Source organism: Acinetobacter sp. YH12151 (assembly GCF_013418355.1).
Taxonomy (GTDB): Bacteria; Pseudomonadota; Gammaproteobacteria; order Pseudomonadales; family Moraxellaceae; genus Acinetobacter; species Acinetobacter pseudolwoffii.
On the sequence record NZ_VPCG01000108.1, the window covers coordinates 1 to 1,276 of the forward strand.

General features: G+C 60.5%; 2 protein-coding genes. One reads left to right on the forward strand and one right to left on the reverse strand.

Annotated features, from left to right (window positions below):
* On the reverse strand, positions 1 to 93 hold a 93-nt coding region (locus FTU82_RS15960; RefSeq protein ID WP_180101649.1), incomplete at its 3' end, for a recombinase family protein.
* A 125-nt stretch (positions 94 to 218) separates the two neighbouring features.
* Here FTU82_RS15960 and FTU82_RS15965 point away from each other — a divergent pair.
* A partial coding sequence (locus FTU82_RS15965) for a DUF4158 domain-containing protein (RefSeq protein ID WP_180101651.1) occupies positions 219 to 1,276 on the forward strand: 1,058 nt, incomplete at its 3' end.

The window sequence follows — 1,276 nt, forward strand, 5'->3', positions numbered from 1 at the left end:
CCGTTCGACACCTGCGGCGCGCAAGGCGTCGTGCTGCAGGTCGAGAGACTGCGAGCCATCGGCTTTGGAGACGCGGGCATATCCGATCAGCATGTATCACAAACGTTGGTTTGAGGCGGCGCTTCGGCCACGATTGCATTGACCTCTGGAAATGTATCTCAACCAGCTTCATAAACAAAGCGTCTTGAACGCTATCAGATTTTGAAAAAGGAACATGTATGCCGCGTCGCGTCACTCTAACCGATCGGCAGAAAGACGCGCTGTTGCGCTTGCCGACTTCACAGACGGATTTGCTCAAGCACTATACGCTGAGTGATGAAGACCTTGGGCATATCAGGCTGCGTCGGCGCGCTCACAACAGGTTCGGCTTCGCCCTGCAATTGTGTGTCCTGCGCTATCCCGGCCGGGTGCTGGCTCCAGGCGAACTGATCCCTGCAGAGGTCATCGAATTTATCGGAGCGCAGCTTGGCCTGGGTGCCGACGATCTCGTAGACTATGCTGCCCGCGAGGAAACACGGCACGAGCATCTTGCCGAGTTACGGGGGCTCTACGGCTTCCGCACCTTCTCCGGACGTGGTGCGAGCGAGCTGAAGGAATGGTTGTTCCGAGAAGCCGAGATGGCGGTGTCGAACGAGGATATCGCCCGTCGCTTCGTAGCCGAGTGCCGACGCACCCGCACTGTCCTTCCCGCGACATCCACGATCGAGCGGCTTTGTGCCGCGGCTCTCGTCGATGCCGAGCGACGCATCGAGACGAGGATCGCCAGTCGGCTGCCTATGTCGATCCGAGAACAGTTGCTGGCATTGCTCGAGGAGACGGCTGATGATCGGGTGACCCGTTTTGTGTGGCTGCGCCAGTTCGAGCCTGGCTCGAACTCTTCGTCGGCCAACCGGCTGCTCGACCGGCTCGAATATCTGCAACGCATCGATCTCCCCGAGGATCTGCTTGCCGGCGTTCCTGCCCATCGGGTGACTCGTCTGCGCAGGCAGGGTGAACGGTATTATGCCGACGGCATGCGCGATCTCCCGGAGGACAGGCGGCTTGCGATCTTGGCTGTTTGCGTCTCGGAATGGCAGGCGATGTTGGCCGACGCAGTGGTCGAAACCCACGACCGGATCGTCGGCCGTCTCTACCGTGCTTCGGAGCGTATTTGCCATGCAAAGGTCGCAGACGAAGCGGGGGTGGTGCGTGACACCCTGAAATCCTTCGCCGAGATCGGGGGCGCCCTGGTCGATGCACAGGATGATGGCCAGCCGCTGGGCGATGTCATCGCGAG